The sequence below is a fragment of the Tabrizicola sp. genome, assembly GCF_041913445.1.
Lineage (GTDB): Bacteria > Pseudomonadota > Alphaproteobacteria > Rhodobacterales > Rhodobacteraceae > Tabrizicola.
Window position 1 is genome coordinate 62,488 of sequence record NZ_JAYSFG010000012.1, and the last position, 25,530, is coordinate 88,017.

General features: G+C 65.2%; 30 protein-coding genes. 17 read left to right on the top strand and 13 right to left on the bottom strand.

Annotation, left to right across the window (positions count from 1 at the left end):
• The first annotated feature begins 49 nt into the window (after window positions 1-49).
• The 4 genes from thiM to ACE3Q6_RS14265 are packed head-to-tail and all read left to right on the top strand — an operon-like array spanning window position 50 to window position 3,010.
• On the top strand, window positions 50-838 hold the full coding sequence (gene thiM / locus ACE3Q6_RS14250; RefSeq protein ID WP_374433550.1) for a hydroxyethylthiazole kinase: 789 nt from the start codon (window positions 50-52) through the stop codon (window positions 836-838).
• Window positions 835-1,446, top strand: coding sequence for a thiamine phosphate synthase (thiE, locus tag ACE3Q6_RS14255; RefSeq protein ID WP_374433566.1), 612 nt, complete (start codon window positions 835-837; stop codon window positions 1,444-1,446). Before thiM ends, thiE begins: the two co-directional genes overlap by 4 nt.
• Window positions 1,443-2,249 (top strand): bifunctional hydroxymethylpyrimidine kinase/phosphomethylpyrimidine kinase, encoded by an 807-nt coding sequence (gene thiD, locus ACE3Q6_RS14260; protein WP_374433741.1) that lies wholly within the window; start codon window positions 1,443-1,445, stop codon window positions 2,247-2,249. Before thiE ends, thiD begins: the two co-directional genes overlap by 4 nt.
• Window positions 2,246-3,010, top strand: coding sequence for a 3-oxoacyl-ACP reductase (locus tag ACE3Q6_RS14265; protein WP_374433571.1), 765 nt, complete (start codon window positions 2,246-2,248; stop codon window positions 3,008-3,010). Before thiD ends, ACE3Q6_RS14265 begins: the two co-directional genes overlap by 4 nt.
• A gap of 118 nt (window positions 3,011-3,128) precedes the next feature.
• On the opposite strand, the gene ACE3Q6_RS14270 is transcribed toward ACE3Q6_RS14265, so the two are convergent.
• The 3 genes from ACE3Q6_RS14270 to ACE3Q6_RS14280 form a co-directional block, all read right to left on the bottom strand.
• Window positions 3,129-3,842 (bottom strand): hypothetical protein, encoded by a 714-nt coding sequence (locus tag ACE3Q6_RS14270; protein WP_374433753.1) that lies wholly within the window; start codon window positions 3,840-3,842, stop codon window positions 3,129-3,131.
• Window positions 3,724-4,536, bottom strand: a complete 813-nt coding sequence (locus ACE3Q6_RS14275; protein WP_374433572.1) for an adenylate/guanylate cyclase domain-containing protein — start codon at window positions 4,534-4,536, stop codon at window positions 3,724-3,726. The genes ACE3Q6_RS14270 and ACE3Q6_RS14275 overlap by 119 nt, the downstream gene beginning before the upstream one ends.
• 138 nt (window positions 4,537-4,674) lie before the next feature.
• Window positions 4,675-5,577 carry a LysR family transcriptional regulator gene (locus tag ACE3Q6_RS14280; protein WP_374433575.1) on the bottom strand — a complete coding sequence of 301 codons (903 nt, stop codon included), beginning with the start codon at window positions 5,575-5,577 and terminating at the stop codon, window positions 4,675-4,677.
• Window positions 5,578-5,714: 137 nt separating this feature from the next.
• Here ACE3Q6_RS14280 and ACE3Q6_RS14285 point away from each other — a divergent pair, with 137 nt between their 5' ends.
• From ACE3Q6_RS14285 to ACE3Q6_RS14300, 4 genes are all read left to right on the top strand, one after another.
• Complete coding sequence (locus ACE3Q6_RS14285; RefSeq protein WP_374433582.1) at window positions 5,715-6,344, top strand: NADPH-dependent F420 reductase; 630 nt, start codon at window positions 5,715-5,717, stop codon at window positions 6,342-6,344.
• A gap of 24 nt (window positions 6,345-6,368) precedes the next feature.
• Window positions 6,369-6,794, top strand: a complete 426-nt coding sequence (locus ACE3Q6_RS14290) for a DoxX family protein (protein ID WP_374433585.1) — start codon at window positions 6,369-6,371, stop codon at window positions 6,792-6,794.
• 63 nt (window positions 6,795-6,857) lie between these two features.
• Window positions 6,858-7,823, top strand: coding sequence for a glutathione S-transferase family protein (locus tag ACE3Q6_RS14295; protein WP_374433590.1), 966 nt, complete (start codon window positions 6,858-6,860; stop codon window positions 7,821-7,823).
• Between the two features lie 17 nt (window positions 7,824-7,840).
• Entirely contained in the window at window positions 7,841-8,413 is a 573-nt protein-coding gene (locus ACE3Q6_RS14300) for a hypothetical protein (protein WP_374433608.1), read from the top strand.
• Window positions 8,414-8,527: 114 nt separating this feature from the next.
• Here ACE3Q6_RS14300 and ACE3Q6_RS14305 read toward each other — a convergent pair whose 3' ends face one another.
• The 6 genes from ACE3Q6_RS14305 to ACE3Q6_RS14330 are packed head-to-tail and all read right to left on the bottom strand — an operon-like array spanning window position 8,528 to window position 13,181.
• Window positions 8,528-8,758, bottom strand: coding sequence for an NnrT protein (locus ACE3Q6_RS14305; protein WP_374433611.1), 231 nt, complete (start codon window positions 8,756-8,758; stop codon window positions 8,528-8,530).
• Window positions 8,755-8,949 carry a hypothetical protein gene (locus tag ACE3Q6_RS14310; RefSeq protein WP_374433613.1) on the bottom strand — a complete coding sequence of 65 codons (195 nt, stop codon included), beginning with the start codon at window positions 8,947-8,949 and terminating at the stop codon, window positions 8,755-8,757. Before ACE3Q6_RS14310 ends, ACE3Q6_RS14305 begins: the two co-directional genes overlap by 4 nt.
• A 3-nt stretch (window positions 8,950-8,952) precedes the next feature.
• A complete protein-coding gene (locus ACE3Q6_RS14315) occupies window positions 8,953-10,569 on the bottom strand; it encodes a nitric oxide reductase activation protein NorD (RefSeq protein WP_374433743.1) in 1,617 nt (538 codons plus the stop codon).
• On the bottom strand, window positions 10,569-11,363 hold the full coding sequence (locus ACE3Q6_RS14320; RefSeq protein ID WP_374433616.1) for a CbbQ/NirQ/NorQ/GpvN family protein: 795 nt from the start codon (window positions 11,361-11,363) through the stop codon (window positions 10,569-10,571). Before ACE3Q6_RS14320 ends, ACE3Q6_RS14315 begins: the two co-directional genes overlap by 1 nt.
• 3 nt (window positions 11,364-11,366) lie before the next feature.
• A complete protein-coding gene (locus ACE3Q6_RS14325) occupies window positions 11,367-12,716 on the bottom strand; it encodes a cbb3-type cytochrome c oxidase subunit I (protein ID WP_374433619.1) in 1,350 nt (449 codons plus the stop codon).
• Window positions 12,717-12,728: 12 nt separating this feature from the next.
• Entirely contained in the window at window positions 12,729-13,181 is a 453-nt protein-coding gene (locus tag ACE3Q6_RS14330) for a cytochrome c (RefSeq protein WP_374433623.1), read from the bottom strand.
• A 125-nt stretch (window positions 13,182-13,306) separates the two neighbouring features.
• On the opposite strand from ACE3Q6_RS14330, the gene ACE3Q6_RS14335 reads away from it, so the two are divergent.
• Window positions 13,307-13,558, top strand: a complete 252-nt coding sequence (locus ACE3Q6_RS14335) for a DUF1858 domain-containing protein (protein ID WP_374433627.1) — start codon at window positions 13,307-13,309, stop codon at window positions 13,556-13,558.
• Here the strand turns inward: ACE3Q6_RS14335 and ACE3Q6_RS14340 are convergent.
• Window positions 13,506-14,195 carry a Crp/Fnr family transcriptional regulator gene (locus ACE3Q6_RS14340; protein ID WP_374433630.1) on the bottom strand — a complete coding sequence of 230 codons (690 nt, stop codon included), beginning with the start codon at window positions 14,193-14,195 and terminating at the stop codon, window positions 13,506-13,508. The two genes, ACE3Q6_RS14335 and ACE3Q6_RS14340, sit on opposite strands and share 53 nt — an antisense overlap.
• Window positions 14,196-14,342: 147 nt before the next feature.
• Here ACE3Q6_RS14340 and ACE3Q6_RS14345 point away from each other — a divergent pair, with 147 nt between their 5' ends.
• From ACE3Q6_RS14345 to ACE3Q6_RS14360, 4 genes are all read left to right on the top strand, one after another.
• Window positions 14,343-14,762: a pseudoazurin gene (locus ACE3Q6_RS14345; RefSeq protein WP_374433632.1), complete on the top strand. Its 420-nt coding sequence runs from the start codon at window positions 14,343-14,345 to the stop codon at window positions 14,760-14,762.
• Window positions 14,763-14,934: 172 nt separating this feature from the next.
• Entirely contained in the window at window positions 14,935-16,017 is a 1,083-nt protein-coding gene (gene nirK, locus ACE3Q6_RS14350; protein ID WP_374433746.1) for a copper-containing nitrite reductase, read from the top strand.
• A gap of 29 nt (window positions 16,018-16,046) precedes the next feature.
• Window positions 16,047-16,760: a formylglycine-generating enzyme family protein gene (locus ACE3Q6_RS14355; protein WP_374433635.1), complete on the top strand. Its 714-nt coding sequence runs from the start codon at window positions 16,047-16,049 to the stop codon at window positions 16,758-16,760.
• Window positions 16,760-17,959: an NnrS family protein gene (locus ACE3Q6_RS14360; protein ID WP_374433640.1), complete on the top strand. Its 1,200-nt coding sequence runs from the start codon at window positions 16,760-16,762 to the stop codon at window positions 17,957-17,959. The genes ACE3Q6_RS14355 and ACE3Q6_RS14360 overlap by 1 nt, the downstream gene beginning before the upstream one ends.
• 163 nt (window positions 17,960-18,122) lie before the next feature.
• On the opposite strand, the gene ACE3Q6_RS14365 is transcribed toward ACE3Q6_RS14360, so the two are convergent.
• The 3 genes from ACE3Q6_RS14365 to ACE3Q6_RS14375 form a co-directional block, all read right to left on the bottom strand.
• A complete protein-coding gene (locus tag ACE3Q6_RS14365) occupies window positions 18,123-18,890 on the bottom strand; it encodes a fumarylacetoacetate hydrolase family protein (protein WP_374433644.1) in 768 nt (255 codons plus the stop codon).
• Between the two features lie 55 nt (window positions 18,891-18,945).
• Window positions 18,946-21,168 carry an NADP-dependent isocitrate dehydrogenase gene (locus tag ACE3Q6_RS14370; protein ID WP_374433648.1) on the bottom strand — a complete coding sequence of 741 codons (2,223 nt, stop codon included), beginning with the start codon at window positions 21,166-21,168 and terminating at the stop codon, window positions 18,946-18,948.
• 141 nt (window positions 21,169-21,309) lie between these two features.
• Window positions 21,310-21,993, bottom strand: a complete 684-nt coding sequence (locus ACE3Q6_RS14375) for a fumarylacetoacetate hydrolase family protein (protein ID WP_374433651.1) — start codon at window positions 21,991-21,993, stop codon at window positions 21,310-21,312.
• Between the two features lie 178 nt (window positions 21,994-22,171).
• Between ACE3Q6_RS14375 and ACE3Q6_RS14380 the strand changes: the two genes are divergently transcribed.
• From ACE3Q6_RS14380 to ACE3Q6_RS14395, 4 genes are all read left to right on the top strand, one after another.
• The gene (locus ACE3Q6_RS14380; RefSeq protein ID WP_374433654.1) at window positions 22,172-22,864 is read left to right on the top strand and encodes a FadR/GntR family transcriptional regulator; all 693 of its coding nucleotides are present in this window, start codon (window positions 22,172-22,174) and stop codon (window positions 22,862-22,864) included.
• An 89-nt stretch (window positions 22,865-22,953) separates the two neighbouring features.
• The gene (locus tag ACE3Q6_RS14385) at window positions 22,954-23,919 is read left to right on the top strand and encodes an ABC transporter substrate-binding protein (protein ID WP_374433656.1); all 966 of its coding nucleotides are present in this window, start codon (window positions 22,954-22,956) and stop codon (window positions 23,917-23,919) included.
• 66 nt (window positions 23,920-23,985) lie between these two features.
• Window positions 23,986-24,750: an ABC transporter permease gene (locus tag ACE3Q6_RS14390; RefSeq protein ID WP_374433659.1), complete on the top strand. Its 765-nt coding sequence runs from the start codon at window positions 23,986-23,988 to the stop codon at window positions 24,748-24,750.
• A complete protein-coding gene (locus ACE3Q6_RS14395; protein WP_374433661.1) occupies window positions 24,737-25,528 on the top strand; it encodes an ABC transporter ATP-binding protein in 792 nt (263 codons plus the stop codon). Before ACE3Q6_RS14390 ends, ACE3Q6_RS14395 begins: the two co-directional genes overlap by 14 nt.
• The last annotated feature ends 2 nt before the right edge of the window (window positions 25,529-25,530 follow it).

A 25,530-nucleotide genomic window follows, 5' to 3' on the forward strand; every position in this document is an offset into this window, starting at 1 on the left:
TGGTGGCCAGTCACTCGCTCCGGTTCTCCCGCGTCGGCGGGAGGAAACCATGATCGAGACCGGCACCTTCCTTCATCAGATGCGCGCCACGGCGCCATTGGTGCACAACATCACGAATTACGTTGCCATGAACATCATGGCCAATGTGCTGCTTTCGGCGGGCGCATCCCCTGCCATGGTGCATGCCCGCGAAGAGGTGGCCGAGTTCGCCGGGCTTGCGCAGACGCTGACCATCAACATCGGGACATTGGACCCTGCATGGGCCGAAGCCATGGAAATCGCTGCCCGCACGATGAACGCAGCCGGACGGCCGTGGGTGCTCGATCCGGTCGGCGTCGGTGCGACCCGCTTCCGGCAGGAGGTCTGTGCCCGCCTTCTGCTGCTGCGCCCGACCGTGATCCGAGGCAATGCCTCCGAGATCATCGCCCTGTCCGGGCTTGGCGGACAGGGGCGCGGCGTCGATGCCGCCGATCCGGTGGAAGCTGCCGAAACTGCGGCGCGCGGCTTGGCCAGCCGGACGGGGGCAGTGGTCGCCGTGTCTGGTCCGGTCGATTTCGTGACCGACGGGACATCGGCCTATTGGGTGTTGAATGGACATGCCCTGATGCCCTGCGTGACCGCGCTGGGGTGTTCCCTGAACGGTGTGATTGCGGCCTTTATCGCCGGACAGGAACGGCTTGGCGCGACTGTGGCGGCGCTGGCCTATTACGGGCTGGCGGGCGAGAGGGCGGCGCAAGGCGCTGGCGGACCGGGAAGCTTCCAGACCGCCTTCCTCGATGCGCTGCACGCGCTGACGCCTGATGACCTGCACCATGGCGCAAGGGTGGTCGCGGCATGACTGGACCCGTCTATGTCATCACCGATCCCGAAGCGCCCCTGCCCGTCGTCGAGCAGGCCCTTGCAGCGGCGCGGGGCGGGGCGGGGCTGATCCAGATCCGGGACAAGCGCGCGACGGATGCCGAGATGGCGGCCCTGGTGGCACAGCTTCTGCCCCGCATCGCGGCATTCGGGGCAAAGCTGATCGTGAACGACCGTGTCGAGGTCGCCCTTCAAACGGGGGCGCATGGTTTGCACATCGGCCAGAGTGATGGCGACGTGGATGAGATCCGCCGTCGCCTGCCGCCAGGGATGCTGCTGGGCCTGTCGATCGAAACCGTGGATCAGGCGCGGCGGATTCCGCCAGTGGTCGATTACATCGGCGCGGGTCCGATCCGTGCCACCGCGACAAAGCCCGATCACGCCACGCCCATCGGCCTTGAAGGGTTGGCGGCCATCGTCGCGGCGGCGCGGCTGCCGACCTTTGCCATCGGCGGCATCGGTCCCGGGGATGCCCATGCGTTGCGGGCCGCCGGAGCGGTCGGTCTGGCCGTCGTCTCGGCGGTCACGCGCGCGCCGGACCCGCAGGCCGCGACAGCAGCCCTTCTTGCGGAATGGAACGCATCATGATCTCGAACATCCTGTCCATAGCCGGGTCCGATCCTTCGGGCGGCGCGGGCATTCAGGCCGACATCAAGGCGATCTCGGCCAATGGCGGCTATGCCATGGCAGCGATCACCGCCCTGACCGCGCAGAACACCCGGGGCGTGAGCGCGGTGCAGATGATCGAACCCGCCTTCGTCGCGGAACAGATCGCGGCCTTGCGTGCCGACATCCGGATCGATGCCGTCAAGATCGGCATGCTGGGCACGTCCGACATGGTGTCCGCGGTTTTCGCCGCGTTGGCCGGACTTGATGCGCCCGTGGTGCTTGACCCTGTGATGGTCGCCAAGGGCGGCGACCGCCTGCTGCGGGCCGATGCCGTGGCGGCCCTTCGCGATGCGCTCGCTCAAGCCAGCGTCATTACCCCCAACCTGCCTGAGGCAGCGGATCTTCTGGGGCAAGACGAGGCCGTGTCGGAAACGGGGATGGAAGAACAGGCGCGCGCACTTCTGGCCCTTGGTCCAAAGGCTGTGCTGCTGAAAGGCGGCCATCTGGCGGGCGGGGCCTGCCCCGATCTTTTGGCCACGGCCGACGGAATGCTCTGGCTGCCCGGCCCGCGCCAAGCGACGCAAAGGACACATGGCACCGGATGCACCCTGTCCTCGGCCCTTGCAACCCGCCTCGGCCAAGGCATGCCGCTTTCACAAGCAGCCAGCGTTGCCAAGGCCTATGTCGCCCGCGCCATCGCCACAGCGGATGCATTGTCCGTCGGCCAGGGCCACGGCCCGACCCACCATTTCCACGCATTTTTCGAAGGATCCACCAGATGACTCGTCCGCTCTCTGACCTGACCGTCCTCGTCACCGGCGGAGGCCGCGGGCTTGGCGCGGCGATCGTCCGGGCCTTCGCCCGCGAGGGGGCGCGCGTCGCCATCAATTACCGCCACAGCAAGACCGAGGCAGACGCTCTGGCAGCCTCGCTCGCCCCCCGGGCGGCAGCCTTTGGCGCAGATGTGACCGACACTGCGCAGGTCGCCACGATGATGGCCAAAATCACCCGAATCCTCGGTACACCGGATGTGCTTGTGCACAATGCGCTGGCGGATTTCTCGTTCAATGGCGAGGCACGGTCGCATCTGGACCGGCTGACCTGGGACGAGATCACGGCGCAGACCGCAACCGCCGTGGGCGGCGCATTACATTGCATGCAGGCGTTACAGCCCCATTGGAAAGCCCAAGGCTTTGGGCGGATGATCACGATCGGGACCAACCTGCTGCAGAACCCTGTCGTGCCCTATCACGACTATACTGCCGCCAAGGGGGCGTTGCTTGCCTTGACCCGTACGGCGGCAAAGGAACTGGGGCCGATGGGCGTGAACGTGAACATGGTGTCCGGCGGCCTGCTGCGGACGACCGATGCCAGCCGCGCAACACCTGAGGCCGTCTTCGACATCGTGGCCGCACAGACCCCGCTGGGGCGTGTCACGACGCCCGAGGACCTTGCTGATGCCGTGCTTTTCTTCGCATCGCCATGGGCAAGAGCAGTAACGGGGCAAAACCTTGTCGTCGACGGCGGCCTGGTGTTCGGGTAAGGGAGCTTAGTGTCGCGTCAGTCCCCAGGCAAGCCGGCCGTCATGGGCCGTCTAGGAAAACGCGATCCTGGCGGAATCGTCCGCGACGCCGAAATCGACTGACAGGCGTGCGGCATAATCACACGATGCCTTTCGGTCTCTCCGCACCTGAGCGCATGTTTTCGACAAGCCGCCCATACCTGGGATGGTCGCGGATGCTGTCGAGATCACTGTCATTCTCAACCCAAGTCAGGAATCTCACCTGCATGTGTTTTAGCGATTTCTCAAGGTAATCCAGCGCAGATTCGGGCTCGTTCAAAAGCGCAAATGTACAAGCGAGCAGATAGAGACCTCTTGCCTCGTCAGGTGCGATCGTGATGGCACGGTTGGCCCACTCAATCGAGCGATGCCGGTCGCCAAGATCAGCAAGAACAGCGGCCCCGTGAAAGAGTGCGCTCGTATCGTCGGGCCGCTTAAGAATGGCCGCCTCAATTCGGGCAAGCGCCCTGCGACTGGTGTCCCGTGCCTTGTCCCGATTTCCCAGGGCGTTGTAGCTCTGGATGGCGAGTGCCAAAGGCAGGAATTCGGTTTCCGACAAGGCGGCAGCGCGTTCATGGTATTGAATTGCCAAGTCTGCACACCCGAGTTCGGTGCAGGTTCGGCCAAAGAGGAAGTTTACCTCATACGAATCCGGACTGATCGCCAAAGATCGCTCATGTGCTGCGAAAGCCTCATCATATCTGCCCAGCCCGCACATGACCCGGCCCATTGTCGCAAGTCCGATAGCGAGATCCGGGTTCAGCTCGAGTGCCCTCGTCGCCGCAAGTACGCCCGTCTCCTCCGCACCCGTCATTTCGTACAAAGCAATCTGGGAGGCTGCGATCAGGGCCCATGCTTCTGCATATTCGGGGTCCGCAGCGACTGCCTCCTGGGCGAAGCGAAGCGTGAGCCGGGTGTCGTGGACCGTATTGCTGTACCTGTAATATCGGGCCAGAAGCCTTCACTCTTCCTGCTTGGCCCGGCAAGGCAATACGGAAGACCTTGATCGGGGTCGCAAGGTTCTTGAGCAGGTGCGTTCCGTAATCCACAAAGTCGAGGTCCAGATGGTTCCCGGTGTTTTCCCGTACCCTGCGCGAAACCACGATCCCTCCGGGCGGTGCGATGCTTTCGAGACGAACTGCGACGTTGACCCCATCTCCAAGAACGTCGTCTCCTTCAACGATCACGTCGCCCAGATTGACACCAATCCGAAGGCAGATCGCTTGATCCACTTCAATGCGACTGTTTCGTTCGGCTAGCACCGTTTGAATTTCAGCTGCGCATGACACCGCCGAAACCACACTGGGGAATTCAGCCAGAAGACCGTCACCCATTGTCTTGAACAGTCTGCCTCCATGCTCAGAGAACTTCGGTTCGATGAGTTCGATGCGCAGTTGCCTCAACCTCGCCAAGGTCCCGGCTTCGTCCAGTCGGCACAGCCGTGAGAAGCCGACGACATCCGCTGCGAGGATGGCTGCCAGACGACGGACGACAGATTCGCGGGTCATCTTGTGACTTTATTTCCTTTCAGCGGCGGTTAAGTGATTGGATCGAATCCATCCATTCAACCGGCGCAGGCAAGCAGCTTTAACGTCTATGTTCCCGCCTATGAGATGCGAACATTGCATTGTTGGCAAGTTTAAGACTCATGTTTCTGCAGTCCCATGACTCGCAAGATTGCGGGCGAGGAAATCCATCAACGCCCGCGTCCTGCGGGCCATTCGTCGTTGCGGAAGATGGACAGCGTGGATGTCGAGCTGCGGCCCGCAGACATGCGGCAACACATGCTCCAGGTCGCCCTTTTCGATGCCGGCCTGCACGACGTAGTCAGGGCAGAGCGCAATGCCCTGACCCTCGATCGCAAGGTCGCGAGCGACGCGGGCGCTGTTGACCAGATAAGGTCCGGAGATCGCGACCCTGTGCATCTGCCCGCCTTCAGTCAGCGGCCAGGCGCCGTCGCCGCGCAGGTTCGTATCCCGTATGCACGCATGGCGGGTCAGATCGTTCAGGGATTCAGGTCGACCGGTACGCGCAAGATATCCGGGTGAAGCGACCAGCATCAGGCGGATTTGGCCCAGCTTGCGCGCCATCAGCGCGGAATCGTCCAGCCGGCCGATGCGGATTGCCACGTCTATCCCTTCGCCCGCCAGATCGACAAAACGGTCCGACAGGCGCAGGTCGATGGTCAGGTCGGGGTGCGGTTCGCGGAAACGACGCAAGAGGGGGGCGAGGAACATCTCGCCATGCGTCACGGCCGCCGAAACCCGGATCGTGCCCGATAGGCCGCGCCGTTCCTCACGCACGCTGTTCTTCATCTCGTCAAGCTGATCCAGCCAGTCAGACACTTGCGCGATCAGCTGTTCGCCCGCGACGGTAAGGCCAAGGCGGCGCGTCGTGCGGTGCAAAAGCTGCGCTCCAAGCTGTGCCTCCAGTTCGGCCATGTATTTCGAGGCAAGCTTGGGCGAGATGCCAAGCCGCATGGCCGCCCCCGAGAAAGAGCCGGTTTCCACCGAGGCCACAAAGACGCGCATGCCGTCGACCAGATCCATCGTTTGCCCATTTTAGAACATGTTGGCGAAAGTCATACCACACCTTCGCCATTTTCGCCAGGCGCGGCACGACGCATATTCCCGGCATGACCAAGGCGCCCAGGATGGTCGCAAGGCCGAAAGTTGGAGAGACGGAAATGAAGATCGCAATCATCGGAACCGGCGGCATCGGTGCAGGGCTCGCCTCGGTTCTGGCAAACGGCAGGAATGAGGTCACGGTATCCGACCGCAAGGGCGGCGCGGAGGCTGCGGTGAAACTTGCGGCACGAGGCCTGTCGGTCAATGCCTCCGAGGTGCCCCCAGCGGTCGCGGCAGCGGATGTGGTGATTTTGGCGGTGCCTTATGGCGCGGCGGCAGGTCTGGCCGAGGTCGCCGATTTCGCCGGGAAGATCGTGGTCGATGTGACCAACCCGGTGAAGGAGGACTTCTCGGGCCTGAAGGTCGGGCACGAGAGCTCGGCCGCCGAGGAGATCGCCAAGGCGCTTTCCGGTGCGAAGGTGGTAAAGGCCTTCAACACGGTCTTTGCTCAGGTCTACGACCAGGGGCTGAACTTCGGGGATACCCCGGTGCAGACCTTTGTCGCCGCCGACGATGCCGATGCTAAGGCCTCCGTCATCGCACTCGCCAAGGACGCTGGCTTCGATGCCCGCGACGCCGGCCCGCTGTTGAACGCCCGCTACATCGAGCCGCTCGCCTATCTGAACATCCAGTTCGGCTACATGCTGGGGCAAGGCACCCAGATCGCGCCGGTCTGGCTTTCCCGCTAACCCCACATCCAAAGGACCAAGACCATGATCGACAACAACACTGCCTCCTACGGCATCCTCGCCCTCCGCGTGACGACCGGTGCGCTGTTCCTAGTCCACGGCCTGGTGAAGCTTTTCGTCTTCACGCCCGCCGGGACCGCCGGCTACTTCGAGAGCATCGGCCTTCCCGGTGCGCTCGGCTACCTGACTATGCTGGTCGAGATCGCGGGCGGCCTTGCCCTGATCCTCGGGATCAAGGCCCGGATCGTGTCGCTGGCACTGGTGCCGGTTCTGCTTGGGGCGGCATTCTTCGGCCACGGCGGCGCCGGTTTCAACTGGTCAAACCCGAATGGTGGTTGGGAATACCCGGTGATGTGGGCCATCGTGCAGGCCGCGCTGGCCGCACTTGGTGACGGTGCCCATGCGCTGGTTCCGTCCAGCAAGCATGCGACCCGCGGCCAATACGCGTAACTCGCCCCCTGCCGCGCCGGCCCCCCCGGCGCGGCCAACCCCCACACCCGAAGGAGACGCCCTATGCTGGTGAATGGCAAATGGACGGCAGACTGGCACCCCGTGCAGGCCAAGGACGGCGAAGGGCGGTTTGTCCGTCAGCAGTCCTCGTTCCGCAACTGGATCACCGCGGATGGGGCGCCCGGGCCCACCGGCAAGGGCGGCTTCAAGGCCGAGGCCAGGCGCTACCGTCTTTATGTCGCGCTGATCTGTCCCTGGGCCTCGCGCACGTTGATCGCCCGCAAGCTGAAAGGGCTGCAGGACCTGATCCCGGTCACCGTGGTCAACCCGGTGCTGACAGCGCAGGGCTGGGGCTTTGGCGGCTATCCCGGGTCCGACGCCGACCCGCTGCATGGCGCCGCGCATCTGCATGAACTCTACACCCGCGCCGATGACGATTATACCGGCCGCGCCACGGTTCCGGTGCTGTGGGACGAGGCGACCGACACGATGGTCAGCAACGAAAGTGCCGATATCTTGCGGATGTTCAATACTGCCTTTGTCGACCTGGTGCCCGGCAGGCCCGACCTCTATCCCGCCGACCTTGCCGCCGACATCGATGTGCTGAACGCAGATCTCTACGACCGGCTGAACAACGGCGTCTACAGGGCCGGCTTCGCCTCAAGCCAGGGCGCCTATGACGAGGCGGCGGCGGGCGTGTTCGCCATGCTCGAACAACTCGAGGATCACCTGACCGGAGATTACCTGTTCGGTCCCCGCTTTACCGAGGCCGACATTCGGCTGTTCGTGACCCTGATCCGCTTCGATGCGGCCTATCACGGCCTCTTCAAGACCAACCGGCGCCGCATCGCCGATGACCCGCGCCTCTCGGCCTACATGGAGCGCGTCCTGCGCCTGCCCGGCGTGCGTGAGACCGTCAACCTCGACCACATCAAGGCCGGCTACTACTCGATCAAGGCGCTCAACCCCTCGGGCATCGTGCCCATCGGGCCTGACCACGTGACGGCCCTTCTGGAGTCTGTCAGATGAGCCCCTCCTATCGGCAGGTGATCTTCCTGCATGGCGTTGGAGCGAGCGGCGCGGCGATGCATCCGCTGGCCGAAGCTCTCGCGCTGCCGCAGCCTACGGCGTTTCCCGATGCCCCGCATCCTTTCGACATGGGGCCGGGGCGGCAATGGTTTTCGGTCAAGGGGGTGACAGAAGCAAACCGCCCCGGCCGTGTCGCCGAAGCGCTGCCAGCCTTTGCCCGCCTGATCGAAAGCCTTGGCGATCCGCGCGACAGCCTGCTGATCGGCTTTTCCCAAGGCGCGATAATGGCGCTGCACGCGGTCGCCGCGGGTCTTCCAGTGGCGGGTATCATCGCGGTTTCAGGTCGGCTCGCGGGACAGGTCAGTCCGCGCAGCGCCTGGCCACGCATCTCGCTGCTGCACGGCGCGGAGGATCCGGTCATTGCGCCAGCAGCGGCCCGCGCGACGGAAACCTGGCTGCACGACGCGGGCGCCACCCCGCAGCTGACGGTGTTCGATGGCCTTGGCCATGGCATCGACGGGCAAGTGCTTACGGCAATTCGTGACAGCCTGTCCGTATCCAATGCGGATCAAACCAGTCCCGGCGACTGACATGGAAACGATGCCGGCGCGGGCGGAAAGCGGACCTTTATCCGCCGACCCATGGTTACGAAGCGCTGCGGACTTCCCTGCCGTGGTTTCGATGCGAGCGTCGAGGTGCCGCGACTACTCTTCGGCATCTGCCTGCTTGATCAGGGTGGCGATGTGGCCGGCGAATGCATAGGTGGCCGGAAAACCAAGCAGAAGGCCGGCGATGCAGGCCTCTGCTGGCGTCAGTACCCGTGCGCCCAGCGCGGAGGCAATCAGCGACGCGAAGAAGGCGTTGATCGCCACGGCCCCGGCGCCAAGCGGGTAAAGCAGGGCGAAGATCAGCAGGATCCGGCGGCGTTCGGTCATCTGCGGGAAACCAGCCACTGCACGGCGACCAGGGTGGCGGCGAAGGCCAGCGCGGCGAGGGCGAACCACAGTTCGACCGTGGCGGTCTGGGCCGCGGGCATGGGGCGCTGGAACGGCTCGGCAAAGGCGGGAGGTGCCAGGACCAAGGGGGCGAGGAATAGCAGTGCGGACAGGTTTCGGACGCGTTCCATGGATCATTGTCCTTCGGTAAGGGTGCGGTAGAGGTCCGGCAGGGCGGCGGTGAGCCGTGCCGGGCTGGAGAGAAGTGAAAAGCCGTGCGCGCCGAAGATGCGGGCGAACCAGCTTTGCCCGTCCTCGTCGATGACCACGCCATGGAGTGCGAGGCCGCTGCGGCGAGCCTCGCGCACGGCCATGCGGCTATCCTCGATCCCGTGCTGGCCTTCGTAGTGGTCAAGGTCGTTGGGCTTGCCGTCGGTCAGCACCACCAGAAGCTTGCGGCTGGCGCTTTCCTTGGCCAACTCGGCCGAGACATGCCGGATCGCGGTGCCAAGCCGGGTGTAGTGGCCCGGCTTCAGACCGCCGATGCGGTCGATCACCGGCCGCCCCATCGGTTCGTCGAACGCCTTGCAGCGGTGCATGAAGACCCGGTTCCGCCGCATCGAGGAAAAGCCCCAGATGCCAAACCGGTCGCCCAGCCCGTCGATCCCGCCCGCCATCGCGGCCAGCGTCTGGCGCGCGACTTCGATCACCGAGGTTTCAACCACCGCCGCCTCGGTGCTGCGCGAGCAGTCGATCAGGAAGGCGACGGAGAGGTCACGCTCGATCTTGCGGGTGGCGATGTGGATGCGGTCGCTGCCCTGCCCGGTGGCGCGGCGGTCGACCTGCGAGGACACGACCGCGTCTAGGTCAAGCTCGGCCCCGTCCAGTTGGCGCGGGTTTAAGATGCGGCGCGGGCGCAGCGCCTCGAACTGGCGGCGGACCGCGCGGGCGTGGCGCGGGTCGGGGGTGAAGCCCGCGGGGTCGGGGGTCACCTCGCGTTCCAGCACCACGCAGTGGTCGGGCATGTAGCTCGCAGCGCGGTGGTTCCATTCCGGGTAGGTGAAGCGGTCGGCCAGCCGTTCGTGTTCGGCTTCCGCCGGGGACAGGTCCAGGTGCAAGCGCAACCGGGTGGCGGCGCGGCGGTCGTGGCGCGAGAGGCCGATCACGTCCTGGTCGTCGGCGGCCTTCTGGGCGTTTTCCTGGTCGTCATCCTGGACCGCGCGGTTGAGGTTCAGGTTCTCGACCCAGCTCAGGATCGCCTCGAAGCGGTGGACGATGAAACTGTCGCGGCGGTTGGCCTGGTCGAGGTCGCGACGGAGGCCTCGCTTGCGCCCTGCCACGGTGGGTGGCGCCGATGCGGCGGGGGTCGCCTCGTCGCTGTCGGTGGCCGAAGGGCCGGAGCCGGCGTCCGCCCGGTGCAGGCGGATCGCGTCCGGCGTGGCAAGCTGCGCAAGGCCAGGGCAGCGGAGCGGGATCTCGGCAGGCTCCAGCACCGCCTGCGCAACCAGCCAGAGATAGGCCCGGCGGTTCATGGCGCGGCTGTCGAACAGCGCGATCGACGGCGGGAGCCGCAGGTGCGCGCCGTCGAAGCTGGCAAGCGCGGTCGTCGCCCGGTCGGGCGCGGCGGGCAGGATTTCGACCGAGGCAGCGCCGCCCAGTGCCCGGAAGAGGAAGCTGGCGCTGCGATGGACCTCGGCAAAGCTTACGCCCGCGTCAGGATGGTCCGGCCGGTCCAGCCCGCTGACGATGCCGTGCCAGATCGTGCCGACGGTCTCCTCCGGCTCGATCAGGGAATGGAGCGAGAGGTCCATCATCCGTAGACCGTGGAGATCAGGTCGCGGAGTGCGGTCTGTACCTCGGGATCGTCGCTGAGGGGCTGGACCACCGCCACTTCCAGCGCCGCGTCGACGCTGGTGCCGCCCTGGATCAGCGCGGCGGCGTAGATCAGAAGCCGGGTCGAGACGCCTTCTTCCAGGTCCATCCCGGACAGGGCGCGGATGTGCCTGGCCAGCCGGGCCAGCGCCCCCGACCGGGCCGGGTCAAGACCGGATTCGCGCGCGATGACGGCTGTCTCCGCTGCGGCGTCGGGGAAGTCGAAGGCGATTGACAGGAACCGTTGCCGGGTCGAGGGCTTCAGCTTCTTCAGAACGCTCTGGTAGCCGGGGTTGTAGGAGGCGATCAGCATGAAGCTGTCCGGTGCCTGCAACTCCTCGCCCGTCCGGTCGATCATCAGCGTGCGGCGGCTGTCGGTCAGGGGGTGCAGGACCACGGTCACGTCCTTGCGGGCCTCTACCACCTCGTCGAGGTAGCAGATCCCCCCCGTCCGCACCGCGCGGGTCAGGGGGCCGTCGACCCAGACCGTCTCACCGCCCTTGATCAGGTAGCGGCCAATCAGGTCCGCGGCGGAAAGGTCGTCGTGGCAGGCGACGGTATGGAGCGGCAGGCCGGTGCGCGCGGCCATATGCTCGACGAAGCGGGTCTTGCCGCAGCCCGTCGGCCCCTTCAGAAGAAGGGGCAGACGGTTGGCATGGGCCAGCTGGAACAGCTCACATTCGCGGCCGGTCGGGCGGTAGTGCGGAAGGCTGGCGTGGACATGGGCGTTCATGGCCTATTCCCCCGCAACAGCGGTGATCGGACCGGGGGCGACGATCTCTTCCTTGCGGGCGAAGGCCAGCGAGTAGATGAAGAGCAGTGCCCCGGCCACCACGGCAGCCCCCGCGCCGAAGCGCATCAGGTAGAAGAGCGACAGGCCGTCCTGCACCTCCATGTAGTACATCCCCATGACGCGCTGGAGGTGCGTCTGGACCGTGCCCGCGAAGGTCAGAACGAAGGTCATGAAAGCCATCCCGCCGGTCATCAGCCAGAACGAGGCCATGTTCAGCACTTGGTTGTAGGGCGCGCGTTCCCGCAGCATCGGCATGGCATAGGTGAAGACCGCGAGGTTCAGTGCGACATAGGCGCCGTAGAAGGCGAGGTGACCATGCGCGGCGGTGATCTGCGTGCCGTGGCTGTAGTAGTTCACCCCGTGCAGCGTGTGCAGGAAGCCCCAGACCCCGGCGCCGAAGAAGGCCACCGTCGAGGACCCCAGCGACCACAGGAGCGCGGCCTTGTTCGGATGGTTCCGCCGGCCCTTCCAGACCATGACGAAGGCGAAGGACATCATCAGGAAGAAGGGCACGATCTCGAAGGTCGAGAAGATCGAGCCGATCCACTGCCAGTAGCCCGGCGTGCCGATCCAGTAGAAGTGGTGCCCGGTGCCAAGGATGCCCGAGACCAGGGCCGTGGCCACAATGATGTAGAGCCATTTCTCCACCACCTCGCGGTCGACGCCCGTCAGCTTCAGCATCAGGAAGGCCAGGATCGCGGCCATCACCAGTTCCCAGGTCGCCTCGACCCAAAGGTGGACGACGAACCACCAGTACATCTTGTCGAGGCTGAGGTTGTCGGGGTTGATGAAGGCGAAGACCCAGAGCAGGCAGAGCAGCCAGAGGCCCAGGAGAAGCACGTTGGTCACGGCGGTCTTGCGGCCCGCGAGGAAGGTCATCGAGATGTTGAAGAGGAACATCAGCGCCGCGACCAGGATGCCGATCTTGACCCAGAGGGGCTGCTCCAGGAACTCGCGCCCCTCGTGGATGCCGACGAGGTAGCTGCCGACCGCGCCCAGGGTGCCGACCATGAGGAGCGCCAGCTGGATATAGGCCAGCTTGACCGAATAGATCTCGCGCTCGGCCTCTTCGGGCAGAAGGAAATAGGCCGATCCGAAGAAGCCCAAAAGCAGCCAGACGATCAGCGCGTTGGTGTGGATCATGCGGATGACGTTGAAGGGCAGGATCTCGGCCAGGAAGTTGGGCGAGACGTAGATCCAGCCGGCAAGAAGCCCGCCCATCACCTGGACGGCGAACAGAAGCAGCGCACAGGCGAAATAGGCCAGCGCCACCTTTTGGGATTGGTATTTCATCGTGTCGTCTCCTCAGCCTGCGTCATTGGGCGGCCAGCCCTGAGTGTCGGTTTGATCTGCCCAGCGGAGGAACTCGGCCAGGTTGCGGATTTCCTCGTCCGTCAGGTTGAAGTTCGGCATCTGGCGCCGGCCCTCGATCCCGGAGGGTTGCGACTCCATCCAGCCTTTCAGCGTCTCGAAGGCCCCGTCCGGGTCGTCCTGCACGCCCCAGCGTGTCATCACGTTGCCCACTTCGGGGGCGAAGTAGGCGCCTTCGCCATGCAGGCTGTGGCAGTTGATGCAGGAGTTGCGTTCCCACACATGCTTACCCGCCACCACGGCTTCGGACAGCGGCATCCCGGCTGTCGAGGTGGTGACGATGTAGCGGTGGCTGTCCACGGTCAGCGCGACAAAGACCACGACGAAGAAGATCGACCCGCCGTAGAAGATGTTTCGCGCCCGTGTCTTGGTCAGTATTTCGGCCATTGTCGGCGTCCCTCACACTTATCCATCCGGGAAGACCTACCCCTTGGCGCCTTTGCCGAGTTTGCGCGGGAACAACGTTTGCGGGGATTGTTCGGGGCAATCTGCCGGCAATGGAGGATCAGGCGATGCGGGCACCAAGACTGGACGACCCCGACCTGCCGCTGGCGGAGATCATGCGGCGCTGGCCGGCCACCGTGCCGGTGTTCCTGGCGCGTGGGATGCTGTGCGTTGGCTGCGTCATCGGCCCGTTCCACACGGTCGACGATGCCTGCGAGGAATACGGGATCGACCCTGGAACTCTCCTGGCCGAACTTCGGGCCGCCGTCAGCTCTGCGGCTGCGACAGAACCACCAGTTGGTGCGGCTGCAGGACGGTGATCTTCTTGCGTTCGCTTTGCACGACCCCGGCCTTTTCCCAGGCGCTGAGCGTGCGGCTGACCGTGTGCAAGGTCGTACCGCTCATCTCGGACAGGTCCTGACGGGTGATCGGGAAGTCGATCTCGATGCCCTCTGCGGTCTTGCGGCCGGACTGGTTCACCAGCCGCAGCAGCGCGCTCGAGATGCGCTGTTCGACCGCGAGCGTCGCCATCTCCATAATCCGGTCGTTCTTGTCATGCATCCGCGCGCCAACCGTTCGGAACGTGTCCTTGGCAAAGCTCGGGAACCGGGCCATGAACGGCTCCCACAGCCGCATCGGCCAGGCCAGCACGATGCTTTCCGCCACGACGACCGCCGATGCCGGATAGCTGTCCAGCCCCATCGCGCGCGCGATGCCGAACAGCTCGCCCGGGGGAATCTGGTGGAGGATGACCTGATCGCCGTTCCGCGTGGTTCGCTGCGCGCGGACATGGCCGTCCAGTAGCAGGAAGAACTGCGTCGCCGGGCTGCCTTCGGAAAAGACGTTGGCCCCGGCCTCATGGCGCTGCGAGACCGCCTCGTCCAGGATCTGGCGCAACTCTGCACGCTCCAGGCCCAGAAAGGGCGGCAGACCTGCGAGCAGGCTTTCATCCAGCAACTTTCCCACCGTCGCGTGCCTTTCCTGCCAAGCGCCCGGCACGGAACCGTGGCGAAGTTTGTGCCCGCGCAAAGTCGCCCGGGCGCTGTGGGGGTAATCTTCCCTCAACCAAGATGCCCAGAGAAGGAAGACAAGATGTTGCGTCAAATGACAAGCGCCCTGGCCCTTGGCCTTGCCCTCGCGGGGGCCGGCTTTGCCGATACGGTCGAGGTGAAGATGCTGAACAGGGGCACCGACGGCGCGATGGTGTTCGAGCCCGCCGCCGTCCGGATCGCGCCCGGCGACACCGTCCGGTTCATCGCGACCGACAAGAGCCACAACGCCGAGACGATCGAAGGGATGCTGCCGGAGGGTGCGGCCGAGTTCGTCGGCGATCTGAACAAGGACATCGAGGTCACCTTCGACGCCCCCGGCTTCTACGGCATCCGCTGCAAGCCGCATTTCGCGATGGGCATGGTGATGGTCGTCGCCGTCGGTGACGAAGCCGCCCCGCCCGCGACCTTCCTGGAAGGCCGCCTGCCCAAGAAGGCCAAGGAACGGCTGGAAGCCGCCCTCGCCGGACTTTGATACCCTGCAATCTTTCCCCGGAGTAACGATCATGACCCAGCTACCCGACCTTGGCCGCGCCCTTGCCAGCAGACGCTCGATCCTGCGCGGCTCGCTCGTCGCCGCCGGCGCGGCCGCCCTCGGTGCCGGTGCCGCCCAGGTCCAGGCCCGCGCGCCGCACGGCCCGATGCCGATGCTGCCCCGCGTCCCCGAGCGTCTGTTGCAGGCCGAGGCAGAGGTGATCAGCAAGGCCCCGCCGGTGGACCTGTCGGGCTATACCCGCGTCAAGCAGGAGCTGGTCGCCCCGCCCTTCGCCCCCGCACATGAACAGGTGGCGACTGGTGGCCCGAAGATCATCGAGATCACGCTCGAGACGACCGAAAAGCTGATGACCATAGATCCCGACACGGGCGCCGAGATCTGGGCGCTGACCTACAACGGCTCGGTCCCCGGCCCGCTGATCATCGCCCATGAGGGTGATTATGTCGAAGTCACCCTGCGCAACCCGGTGGACAGCGTCTTCGAGCACAACATCGACTTCCACGCCTCGACCGGCGCTTTGGGTGGCGGTGGCCTGACCCATGTCTTCCCCGGCGAGGAAACCGTCCTGCGCTGGAAGGCGACCAAACCGGGCGTCTTCACCTATCACTGCGCCCCGGGCGGCGAGATGATCCCCTACCACGTCTGCCACGGCATGAACGGGACCGTGATGGTACTGCCCCGCGACGGGCTGAAGGACGGCAAGGGCAACCCGCTGCGCTATGACGAGATCGCCTATATCGGCGAGCAGGACTACTACCTGCCCCGGAACGAGGACGGCAGCTTCAAGAAATACGCCGTCGCCGGCGACGACTATGCCGACAGCCTTGAGGCGATGCGGACGCTGGTGCCCACCCACTCGGTCTTCAACGGCGCGGTGGGGGCGCTGACCGGGGACAAGGCCCTGCGCAGCAAGGTCGGGTCCACGGTGCTGATGATCCACAACCAGGCCAACCGCGACACCCGGCCCCACCTGATCGGCGGCCACGGCAACTATGTCTGGGAGGCGGGATCGTTCAACGACGCCCCGGCGACCAACCTGGAAACCTGGCTGATCCGCGGCGGGTCCTCGGGGGCGGCGATGTACACCTTCGAGCAGCCGGGCGTCTACGCCTACGTCAACCACAACCTGATCGAGGCCGTCCTTCTGGGAGCCACCGCGCATTTCGTCGTGGAAGGCGAATGGAACAACGCCCTGATGGAACAGGTCGTCAAACCCTACAGCTTCGCGACCTGAGAAAGGAACACGCCATGCTTCCCGTTGCCATGTCCCGGAAAGGCCTTGCGTCCCTTGGCCTGGGCGGTCTGGTGGTGGGGGCAAGTCTGGGGGCCGTCCTGCTTTGGCAGGGGGGTCCCCAGGCCCATCCGGTCGACCTTGTCGCGGTCGACCTGCCCAACGGCGAAACGCTGGAGGTCCAGCGGTCCGAGGTCACGCTTCGCGACTGGGCCGCCTGTCACGCGGATGGCGGCTGCACGCTGGCGCTCGCCGATCCCGGTACCGGACCGGACTATCCTGCGACGGGGATCAGCTACCTGGATGCGCAGGAATATCTTTCCTGGATTAACGCGCGATCCGGCCCCGACTACCGGCTCCCCACCAAGGCCGAATGGTACGCTATCGCCGCCGAGGTGCTGCCAGAAACCCCCGATCCGATCTTCACGGCGCCCGAGCTTCGCTGGGCGTCGGCCTACATGGTCGAGGCCCCCGCCTTCGACCGGGCCCTGCATCCGACGGGCGACTTCTCGGTGACGGCTGCGGGGCTTGTCGACCTTGACGGCAACGTCTGGGAATGGACACAGGAGTGCTACGACAGCGACGAATATCGCACGAAGCCAGGGGACTGTCCGGCCTTCGTTCTGGGCGGCATCCATGAATCGGTGATGTCTTTCCTTGTCCGCGATCCCGCCAACGGCGGCTGTGCCTCGGGCCTGCCGCCGGCGCACCTGGGCTTTCGACTTGTCAGGGAAGGAACCTCGTGATGGCCACCACCTCGGAACAGGTCCGTGCCTGGACCGGCCCCGCCCTTTTCTCCTACGGTTTTCGCCCGTTCTTCCTGGGCGCGGGCATATGGGCAGCGGTTGCAATGATGATCTGGCTGGCGGCCCTTACCGGCTGGATCGAACTGCCCAGCGCGTTCGATCCGGTGTCCTGGCACGCGCATGAATTCCTGTTCGGCTATCTCTCGGCCGCATTGGCCGGGTTCCTCTTGACGGCGGTTCCGAACTGGACCGGGCGCTTGCCCGTCGTCGGTTGGCCGCTGGCCGCAATGGCCGCGCTCTGGCTTCTGGGGCGGGTGGTCGTGCTGGTCTCTTCCGGGCTTCCGCCGCTAGCCGTCGCACTTGCGGACCTGGCGCTGCCCCTGGTCCTTGCCGCCGTCCTTCTGCGCGAGATCGTGGGGGGGCGGAACTGGCACAACCTTGTCGTCCTGGCGCTTCTGGCGGTCTTCACGTTGGGCAATGCACTTTTTCACTGGCAGGCCGCCGGGGGCGAGATCGCGGCACAGGGCATCGGCCTGCGCATCGGTCTTGGCGCCGGGCTGATGATGGTCGCGGTGATCGGCGGCCGGATCATCCCCTCCTTCACCCGCAACTGGCTGGTTCGCCAGCCCGCCGGCCAGGCGCACCTGCCTGCCGCACCGATGCAACGCCTCGACAAGGTGGCGCTCCTGTTGCTGCTTCTGGCCATGCTGTCCTGGATCGCCCTGCCGGATGCCCACCCGACCGCTGCGCTTCTGGCCGTTGCCGGAGTGGCACATATCGTGCGCCTTTCCCGCTGGGCCGGTATACGGACATGGCGCGAGCCTCTGCTCATGGTCCTGCACGCAGCCTATCTCTTCCTTCCGCTTGGCGCGTTGACCATGGCCGCGGCGATCTTCATCCCGGACCAGGTGGCCCCCGCCGTCGCTCAACATCTCTGGATGGCAGGGGCCATCGGGATGATGACGCTGGCCGTCATGACCCGCGCGACCCTTGGCCATACCGGACGGCCCCTTTCGGCCGGGCTTGGGACGACTGCTCTCTATCTTGCCCTCGCCACGGCTGTCGCTGCGCGTATCATGGCCGGTGTGTTGCCCACTGCCGCCTCGGCCCTGCTTGCGATCTCGGCCGTGGGCTGGGTCCTGGCTTTCGGTGGCTTTGCGGTGCTTTATGGCCCGCTTCTGACTAGTCCCAAGAGATAAGTTGGCCTTGGACCTTGGCGCCAGCACCTACCCTGCCAGCCAAACGAGGTGGCGATCAGACGTCGAGGCGTGACGGCCAGCCTTTGGAGGGGACAGGTCGCCATAAGAGCCCTGCATCGGTGGCGCTGGTCCTGCCGCTGTCCGGGGCGATGGGGGGCCGCGCCTAGGCGGCGTCGCGCATCGTCACGGTCACAGCGCCGATGCCGTCGATGCTGACCGACACCACGTCGCCGCCCTTGACCGGCCGCGCGCCGATCGAGGTGCCGACCGCGATCACGTCGCCCGGCATCAGCCTCATGTCCTGCGACAAGAGGCGGACGATCTCAGGCGGCGACAGGATCATGTCAGCAGCCGGATAGGATTGCCGCTCGCGTCCGTTGACCAACGTGCGCACCGTCAGCTGTCGCCAGTCGAGGCCCGTGGCGATGACGGGACCGATCACCCCGAAGCCGTCGAACCCCTTGGCCCGCGTCCAGTGCGGAAAGGCGGGATCAGCGTTCAGGATATCGAGTGAGGTCAGGTCGTTGACGCAGGTGTAGCCCAGGATCGCTGCCTCCGCTTCTTCGACCGAAGCCGCCTTGCACGGTGACCCGATGACGATGCCAAGCTCACCCTCGAAGACCACGCGCCCGGCCGAGGGTGGCAGAACCACCTCTGCGCCCTCGCCAACGATGGAGGACGCGGGCTTGAGGAAGAAGAGCGGATGGGTCGGGATCGCCCAGCCGTTACGTTCGGCCGAGGCGTGGTAGTTGTTCCACAACCCGATGAACTTGGACGGCGTGCAGGGAGCCAGGAGGGCTGCGTCCTTCAAGGGGATCGGTGCGCCGGCGGGGATCGTGCTGCCAAGGGATGCCCGCGGCAGCAGCATGTCGCCCTGGATGATGCCGGTCACGGTTTCTTCGTCAGCCGTCCTGATCCGAGCCCAGGCCATGCGTCCCCCATGCGTTGTGCCAGACCCCGCCGGGCAGGGTCTGGCGGTCGTCAGATCAGCCGATGATGTCGACGAAGGTCTTCGACGGCCGCATCACCGCTTCGGTCTTCGCCGGATCGGTGTGATAGTAGCCGCCCAGATCCACGGCCTTGCCCTGGTCGCGGCCGAGTTCCTCGACGATTTTCGCCTCGTTCTCGGCCAGCGCCTTGGCGATGGGCGCGAAATGCGCGGCGAGGTCCTTGTCCTCGGCCTGCGCGGCTAGGGCCTGGGCCCAGTAGAGAGCGAAGTAGAAATGGCTGTCGCGGTTGTCGGTCTGGCCCACGCGGCCTTTCGGCGACTTGTCGTGGTCAAGGACGCCCTGGGTCGCGACATCGACCGCCTTGCCCAGCACGCGCGCCTTGGCATTGCCCTTCACGTCGGCCAGGAACTTCAGGCTTTCCCCCAGCGCACAGAATTCGCCCAGCGAATCCCAGCGCAGGTGGTTCTCCTCGACCAGCTGCTGGACGTGCTTCGGGGCCGATCCGCCGGCGCCCGTCTCGAACATCCCGCCGCCGTTCATCAGCTTGACGATGGACAGCATCTTGGCCGAGGTGCCGAGTTCCAGGATCGGGAACAGGTCAGTGAGGTAGTCGCGCAGCACGTTGCCGGTAACGGCGATGGAATTCTGGCCCTTGCGGATCGTCTCCAGCGAGAGCCGCGTCGCCTCGCGCGGGGCGAGGATCTGGAACCGGTCCGCAACACCGGCCGACTGCAGGATCGGCTTGACGTAGTTGATGAGCTCGGCGTCATGTGGGCGGGATGCGTCCAGCCAGAAGATCGCCTGGCACCCCTCGGCACGCTGGCGGTCGATGGCGAGGCGGACCCAGTCCTCGATCGGGGCCTTGCGCGTGGCGGCCGCGCGCCAGATGTCGCCGGCTTCGACCTCGTGCTGGTGCAGCACGTCGCCATTGGCTGCGATCAGCCGCACGGTTCCGTCCTTCGGGATCTCGAAGGTGGTGGGGTGCGAGCCGTATTCCTCGGCCTTCTGGGCCATCAGGCCGATGTTCTGCACCGTGCCCGCCGTGGACGGGTCCAGCGCGCCGGTCGCCTTGAAGTAGCTGATCGCCTCGTCATAGATCGCGGCGTAGGAGCTGTCGGGGATCACGCAATTGGTGTCGGCGGCCTTGCCATCCGGCCCCCAGCCCTTGCCGCCCGCCCGGATCAGCGCGGGCATCGAGGCGTCGACGATGACGTCCGAGGGAACGTGCAGGTTGGTGATGCCCTTGTCCGAGTTCACCATGTAGAGCGCGGGCCGGTCCCGCATCACGGCGGCGATGTCGGCCTCGATCTCGGCGGCGTTCGGCAGGGTGCCCACCCGGTCCAGCAGCGTGCCGAGACCAGAGTTCGGATCGACCCCGGCGGCCTCCAGCGCCGCGCCATGCTTTTCGAAGACCGGGGCAAGGAAGGCCCTGACCGCATGTCCGAAGATGATCGGATCCGAGACCTTCATCATCGTGGCCTTGAGGTGGATCGAGAAGAGCACGCCTTCCGCCTTGGCCTCGTCGATCTGCCGCGCGAGGAAGGTCTTCAGCGCTTTCACGGACATGAAGGTAGCATCGACCACCGTGCCGGGCAGGTATTTCACGCCGTCCTTCAGCAGGGTGACCGAACCGTCCTTGCCCACCAGCTCGACCCGCGCGGCGCCTGCCTGCGCCTCGGTCAGCGTCCGGGATTTCTCGTTCGACCGGAAATCCCCACCCGACATGGTCGAAACGCGGGTCTTGCTGTCCCCCGACCAGGTCCCCATCGAATGTGGGTTGGCCTTGGCATAGTTCTTCACCGCCACGGCCGCGCGGCGGTCCGAGTTGCCCTCGCGCAGGACCGGGTTCACCGCCGAGCCCTTGATCGCGTCATAGCGGCGGCGGGCTTCCTTTTCCTCTTGCGTAGACGGGTCCTCGGGATAGTCGGGCAGATCATAGCCCTGCCCCTGCAATTCCTTGATTGCGGCGACCAGTTGCGGACCCGAGGCCGAGATGTTCGGCAGCTTGATCACGTTCGCTTCGGGCTTGGTGACCAGTTCGCCAAGAACGGCCAGGTCGTCCTCCTGCCGCTGGGCGGGCGTCAGGCGTTCGGGGAACGCGCCGATGATGCGGCCCGCAAGCGAGATGTCCCGGACCCCGACCGAAACGCCCGCCGCCGCTGCGAAGGACTTGATGATCGGCAGGAGCGATGCCGATGCCAACTGGGGGGCCTCGTCAACCTTTGTGTAGATGATGTCGGGAACGGAACGATCGGTCATTTGCAGCCCTGATGTTGTCTATGGCGCCAAGCCGCGGGCAAGGCGATGGCATCTGCACCGACCGCCCAACAGCGTGTCGCGGAACCTAAACCGCTTGCCGGCGGGGCGAAAGCGCCAAGTCGACGCTTCCGCCCCGCACGGTCAGACGACCTTGACGGTCAGCGAGCCAAGCCCCTCGATGCTCGCCTCCATCGTGTCGCCGCGAACCACCGCGTTCACGCCCGAAGGGGTGCCGGACATGATCACGTCGCCGGCCTGCAGCTCGAAGTACTCCGACAGGTAGGAGATCATTTCCGGCACCTTCCAGATCATCTGGTTCAGGTCGCCCTCCTGGCGCAGGTCGCCGTTTACCTTCAGCTCGATCCGTCCGTGGTCGGGATGGCCCACCTGCGAGGCCGGTTGCAGCGGCCCCACGGGACCCGAGCGTTCGAAGGCTTTGCCGATCTCCCACGGGCGGCCAAGCTTCTTCGCTTCGCCCTGCAGGTCACGGCGCGTCATGTCCAGCGACACCGCATAACCCCAGACATGGTTGAGCGCGTCGGCGATGGAGATGTTCGTGCCCCCGGATTTCAGCGCAATGACCAATTCCACCTCGTGGTGGACGTCGTTGCTGTGCGGCGGGTACGGGAACTCTCCCGACGAATCGAGGTTGTTGGGGTTCTTCTGGAAGAAGAAGGGCGGCTCGCGATCCGGGTCATGGCCCATCTCGACCGCATGGGCGGCATAGTTGCGCCCGATGCAATAGACGCGGCGGACGGGAAATTCCCCGCCGCCACTGACGGGAATCGAGGGAATCTTGGGGGCGGGGATCACGTAGTCGGCCATTTTCTACCTCTTCAGGGCGGACGTCTGCGGCGGACGCTATCTCAGGACCGGTCTGAAATCAATCGAATTGGTTCGGCATTTTCGGGCTTACCTTGTACCAATTTTCGATTGATTTTTGACCAATCGGGGCTTAGCGTTCCCTTTATGGGGTAATTGGTTGACCAATCAGGGGCACTGTATGCGCGATCAGACAACAGATGTGCTGAACCCGGTGGCCCGCTTGCGCGAGTTCATCAAGGAGGGCGGCTTTGCAGGCGGCGGACGCCTGCCGCCCGAGCGTCACTTGTCCGACCAGCTTGGATTGTCCCGGGCAACCCTGCGCAAGGCGCTGGATGCGCTGGAACGCGATGGAGTGATCTGGCGCCACGTCGGCAAGGGAACCTTCGTGGCTGATGGCGCACCCCAGGCTGGGGCCGACCAGCCGAGCCCGATGGTGGACCTTGCCCGGCAGTTGACGCCATTCCGCATGATGCGGGCGCGCATGGCGATCGAGCCGGCGATCGCCCGCGAGGCCGCGGTCAATGCGTCGGCCGAGGCATTGCAGAAGATGCGCCGCGCCATCGAGGGCGCCAAGAACGCAAGCACCTGGAAGGAATACGAGATCCAGGACGATCTCTTCCATCGCTCGATCGCCGAGGCCAGCGACAACCTGCTTCTCCTGACCCTTTTCGACCAGTTGAACGAGGTGCGGCGCGCGGTGGCCTGGGGCAACGTGACCCGAGAGACCGAACGCCCCTCGCGCGATCATTCCAGTTTTCCCGAGCACGACGCGATTGCCCTGGCGATTGCCGACCGCGACCCCGGGGCGGCCTACGAGGCGATGCGCAAGCATCTTGGCTCGGTGGCCAGACGGCTGTTCGGAGAGGTGTGAAAGCAGAAGACAGACCGCCCGGACCGGAGGGAACAGGAGGCCGATCCGAGCAAAACCGGCAGTGAACCGAATTCTCAGGGAGGAGAATCATGAACGCCATTATCGGAAGACTTGCAGGGCTTGCCCTTGCCGCCAGCGTATCCTTGTCGACCGCGCAGGCCGACACGATCCGCATTGCCCTGGCCGAACCGCCCTCGGACGAGATGGCCGCCTTCTTCGTCGCGCTCGACCGCGCCAAGGCCAACGGGCTGGATTACGAATGGACCGCTTTCGCAGAAGAGGAACTGGCGATCCAGGCCGTGCTGAGCGGCGACATGGATATCGCGTTCGGCACCCCCTACGCCGCCATGCAGCGGTCCAAAGCGCCGGTCCGGATCATCTTCCAGCTGTCGAAACTGGTGTTCTTCCCGGTCGCGACCAAGGAATTCGAAACCCTGAAGGACCTGGACGGCCAGCCGATCATGCTGCACTCGCGCGGGGGCGGCACCGACTCCATCGCCAACGTTATCGAGCAGAAGGAAGGCATCACCTTCGGCGAGCGGTCCTATGTCCCGGGGTCCGACAAGCGCGTGCTTGCGCTGCTGGCGGGGCAAGGCAAAGCCACGATCCTCGACCTTTCCAACCGCAACAAGATCATCGAGGAAGCTGGCGACCGCTTCAACTCCTTGCCGATGTTCGAGGTGAAGGCCAGCGACGAAGCGCTGTTCGCCAACCTCGACTGGATCAAGGAGAACGAAGAGGCGGTGAACATCCTGGTCAAGGCGCTGCACAGCACCTGGACCGACATGGCCAAGGACCCGACCATCATCCGCCGCGAGACCAATCCGGATGGCCCGATCGGCCAGCTGCCCGAGGAAGTCCTGGCCGAGATCGACGGGTTCTACACCGAAGCGGTGGCTGGCGGCCTGTACGACCCGAACGGCGGCGGCCGCGAAGCGGCGAAGGCGGACATGGAATGGTTCGTGGAGGCCGGCCAGCTGGAAGGCGACCCGGCCACGCTGAACCCCGAGGACTTCTGGTACTTCGCGCCCCTCGACGCGGCAATGGCGCAGTAACTTCAGATCGACCGTCGGCAGCCCGACTGCCGACGGCCTTCCCCTTCTTGCCGGGTGGACCGCGACGTGACCAGACACCGTCCCCTCTTGCTGAAACTCCTGTCCGCCCTGATCGTGTTCGGGACCTGGGAGATCGCCGGACGCGTTCCGGTCAGCTATGCCTTCCCGACCTTCCTCGACTCGATGGCGGCCCTGGGCCGGATGACCTTCGACGGGTCGATCTTCATGGCCTATGCCGAAACGCTGCAGCCCCTGGTGGTGGGCGTGGCGATTTCGGCCGTCTTCGGAATTGGGCTGGGCCTCTGGATCGGTCTCAGCAAGGGCTTCGAATGGCTCTTCTCGCCCATCTTCATCGTCATGCAGGCAGCGCCATTGGCCGCGCTGATCCCGATCCTCGTCATGGTCTACGGCATCGGCCTGACCTCGAAGGTCTTCGTCGTCTGCATCATGGCCATGCCCGTCATCGTGCTGAACACGGCCTCGGCGGTGCGCAACACGCCGGCCTCGCTGAAGGAAATGGCGACGTCCTTCCTGGCCCGCGATCGGGACGTGCTGTTGAAGATCATCCTTCCCGCAGCCTCGCCCGTCATCTTCTCGGGCCTGCGCCTGGGCGTCTCGGCCGGGTTCATCGGGGCCATCCTGTCCGAACTGAAGATCACGCCGACCGGGGTTGGCGACATCATCACCTACAGCCGCTCCATCGCCGACTACCCCAGCATGTACGCGGCCATCTTCTCGATCATCCTTCTGGCAGTGATCTTCCTGAACCTGCTTGAGAAGCTTGAAAACGTCCTCTTTGAAGGGAACAACCGTGGATATGCAGCCGATTAAGCCCGAGACACGGCAGGCCGTGACCGACAGCGCCGTTTCCGTCCGCAATGTCTCGAAGGTCTATGGCGACGTTCAGGCACTGAAGGACCTGTCGCTGGAATTCCCGCGTGGCGAGTTGACCTCGCTTCTCGGCCCCTCGGGCTGCGGCAAGACCACGCTGCTGAAGATCATCGCGGGCCTGTTGCCAGCGACCTCGGGCGAGATCGAGGTCAACGGCCAGCGCGTCACCGGACCCGGCCCGGACCGGTCCTTCGTCTTCCAGGATTTTGCGCTTCTGCCCTGGGCCAGCGTCATCCGCAACGTGGCCTTCGGGCTGGAACTGCGCGGCGTCGCCAAGTCCGAGCGCGAGGCCATCGCCGAGAAATACATCCGCGAGGTCGGCCTTGCGGGGTTCGAGAAGAAGTTTCCCCATCAGCTCTCTGGCGGTATGCGCCAGCGGGTGGGCCTGGCCCGCGCGCTTTCTGTCAACGCGCAGGTGCTGCTGCTGGACGAGCCCTTCTCGGCCGTCGACGAACAGACCCGGCGCAAGTTCCAGGAAGACCTGCTGCAACTGGTGAAGAACGAGAAGAAGACCTTCATCTTCGTCACCCACTCCATCGAGGAGGCGGTCTACGTCTCGGATCAGATCGCCATCCTGCTGCCGCGTCCCAGCCGGGTGTCGGAAATCATCCGTCCCTCCAGCTTCCGCGACAAGAGCGTGGACAACATCCGCCGCGACTCCGAATACCTCGACATCGTCGATCGTATCTGGGCCTCGCTGCGCAGCTATGTGGAGTAGGG

What these genes read in the sequence shown, in the direction of transcription:
- thiM (WP_374433550.1), top strand. Translation starts at nt 50, where the DNA reads ATGATCGAGACCGGCACCTTCCTTCATCAGATGCGCGCCACGGCGCCA.
- thiE (WP_374433566.1), top strand. Translation starts at nt 835, where the DNA reads ATGACTGGACCCGTCTATGTCATCACCGATCCCGAAGCGCCCCTGCCC.
- thiD (WP_374433741.1), top strand. Translation starts at nt 1,443, where the DNA reads ATGATCTCGAACATCCTGTCCATAGCCGGGTCCGATCCTTCGGGCGGC.
- ACE3Q6_RS14265 (WP_374433571.1), top strand. Translation starts at nt 2,246, where the DNA reads ATGACTCGTCCGCTCTCTGACCTGACCGTCCTCGTCACCGGCGGAGGC.
- ACE3Q6_RS14270 (WP_374433753.1), bottom strand. Translation starts at nt 3,842, where the DNA reads ATGACGGGTGCGGAGGAGACGGGCGTACTTGCGGCGACGAGGGCACTC.
- ACE3Q6_RS14275 (WP_374433572.1), bottom strand. Translation starts at nt 4,536, where the DNA reads ATGACCCGCGAATCTGTCGTCCGTCGTCTGGCAGCCATCCTCGCAGCG.
- ACE3Q6_RS14280 (WP_374433575.1), bottom strand. Translation starts at nt 5,577, where the DNA reads ATGGATCTGGTCGACGGCATGCGCGTCTTTGTGGCCTCGGTGGAAACC.
- ACE3Q6_RS14285 (WP_374433582.1), top strand. Translation starts at nt 5,715, where the DNA reads ATGAAGATCGCAATCATCGGAACCGGCGGCATCGGTGCAGGGCTCGCC.
- ACE3Q6_RS14290 (WP_374433585.1), top strand. Translation starts at nt 6,369, where the DNA reads ATGATCGACAACAACACTGCCTCCTACGGCATCCTCGCCCTCCGCGTG.
- ACE3Q6_RS14295 (WP_374433590.1), top strand. Translation starts at nt 6,858, where the DNA reads ATGCTGGTGAATGGCAAATGGACGGCAGACTGGCACCCCGTGCAGGCC.
- ACE3Q6_RS14305 (WP_374433611.1), bottom strand. Translation starts at nt 8,758, where the DNA reads ATGACCGAACGCCGCCGGATCCTGCTGATCTTCGCCCTGCTTTACCCG.
- ACE3Q6_RS14310 (WP_374433613.1), bottom strand. Translation starts at nt 8,949, where the DNA reads ATGGAACGCGTCCGAAACCTGTCCGCACTGCTATTCCTCGCCCCCTTG.
- ACE3Q6_RS14315 (WP_374433743.1), bottom strand. Translation starts at nt 10,569, where the DNA reads ATGGACCTCTCGCTCCATTCCCTGATCGAGCCGGAGGAGACCGTCGGC.
- ACE3Q6_RS14320 (WP_374433616.1), bottom strand. Translation starts at nt 11,363, where the DNA reads ATGAACGCCCATGTCCACGCCAGCCTTCCGCACTACCGCCCGACCGGC.
- ACE3Q6_RS14325 (WP_374433619.1), bottom strand. Translation starts at nt 12,716, where the DNA reads ATGAAATACCAATCCCAAAAGGTGGCGCTGGCCTATTTCGCCTGTGCG.
- ACE3Q6_RS14330 (WP_374433623.1), bottom strand. Translation starts at nt 13,181, where the DNA reads ATGGCCGAAATACTGACCAAGACACGGGCGCGAAACATCTTCTACGGC.
- ACE3Q6_RS14335 (WP_374433627.1), top strand. Translation starts at nt 13,307, where the DNA reads ATGCGGGCACCAAGACTGGACGACCCCGACCTGCCGCTGGCGGAGATC.
- ACE3Q6_RS14345 (WP_374433632.1), top strand. Translation starts at nt 14,343, where the DNA reads ATGACAAGCGCCCTGGCCCTTGGCCTTGCCCTCGCGGGGGCCGGCTTT.
- nirK (WP_374433746.1), top strand. Translation starts at nt 14,935, where the DNA reads ATGCTGCCCCGCGTCCCCGAGCGTCTGTTGCAGGCCGAGGCAGAGGTG.
- ACE3Q6_RS14355 (WP_374433635.1), top strand. Translation starts at nt 16,047, where the DNA reads ATGTCCCGGAAAGGCCTTGCGTCCCTTGGCCTGGGCGGTCTGGTGGTG.
- ACE3Q6_RS14360 (WP_374433640.1), top strand. Translation starts at nt 16,760, where the DNA reads ATGGCCACCACCTCGGAACAGGTCCGTGCCTGGACCGGCCCCGCCCTT.
- ACE3Q6_RS14365 (WP_374433644.1), bottom strand. Translation starts at nt 18,890, where the DNA reads ATGGCCTGGGCTCGGATCAGGACGGCTGACGAAGAAACCGTGACCGGC.
- ACE3Q6_RS14370 (WP_374433648.1), bottom strand. Translation starts at nt 21,168, where the DNA reads ATGACCGATCGTTCCGTTCCCGACATCATCTACACAAAGGTTGACGAG.
- ACE3Q6_RS14375 (WP_374433651.1), bottom strand. Translation starts at nt 21,993, where the DNA reads ATGGCCGACTACGTGATCCCCGCCCCCAAGATTCCCTCGATTCCCGTC.
- ACE3Q6_RS14380 (WP_374433654.1), top strand. Translation starts at nt 22,172, where the DNA reads ATGCGCGATCAGACAACAGATGTGCTGAACCCGGTGGCCCGCTTGCGC.
- ACE3Q6_RS14385 (WP_374433656.1), top strand. Translation starts at nt 22,954, where the DNA reads ATGAACGCCATTATCGGAAGACTTGCAGGGCTTGCCCTTGCCGCCAGC.
- ACE3Q6_RS14395 (WP_374433661.1), top strand. Translation starts at nt 24,737, where the DNA reads ATGCAGCCGATTAAGCCCGAGACACGGCAGGCCGTGACCGACAGCGCC.